The 600-nt window shown below is 63.5% G+C and carries 1 protein-coding gene; it reads right to left on the reverse strand.

Annotated elements, in window-relative coordinates:
• The coding region (locus tag DK870_RS29190) for a condensation domain-containing protein (RefSeq protein WP_256679957.1) at positions 1–600 on the reverse strand (600 nt) is incomplete at both ends.

Genomic DNA, 600 nt, shown 5'->3' on the forward strand with positions numbered 1-600 from the left:
CCTTGAATTTCTGTCAGCCCCAGGTGTTGATGCGCCAGCAGGTTCGCCTGAGCCGACTGAATGCGGCCCAGCAAGTCCATCAACGGCTCCTGCGGCGCCAGCACAACCCGTAGCGGTACGGTGTTGATAAACAACCCGATGCGCTGCTCCACTCGCGTCAATTCAGCCGGACGGCCCGAAACCGTGATGCCGAACACTACATCGTGCTGGCCTGTCTGACGGCTCAACAGGATCGCCCAAGCGCCCTGCAATACGGTGCCCAACGTCAACTCATGACGTTTGGCCAGAGCCTCCAATGCGCTGGTCAGGCTCGCATCGAGGTCCACGCTTACTGCCTGCTGCCGCAAGCCCGTCGGCGACACCGTCAACGCCTGCCCCGCCAACAGCGTCGGCCCCTCCAGCCCGGCCAATGCGTCTCGCCAGGCGCTGCGGGCCGCAGCTTTGTCTTGGGTCGCCAACCAGGCAAACTGCTCACGCAGCGCCGGCCCAGTCCCCAGCACCTCACCGCCGTACAAGGCCAACAGGTCCTGCACCAGGATCGGCATCGACCAGCCATCAAGCAACATGTGATGGTTGGTCATCAACAGGCGGTAGCGCGTC

The organism is Pseudomonas sp. Q1 (assembly GCF_009935975.1).
Taxonomy (GTDB): Bacteria; Pseudomonadota; Gammaproteobacteria; order Pseudomonadales; family Pseudomonadaceae; genus Aquipseudomonas; species Aquipseudomonas palleroniana.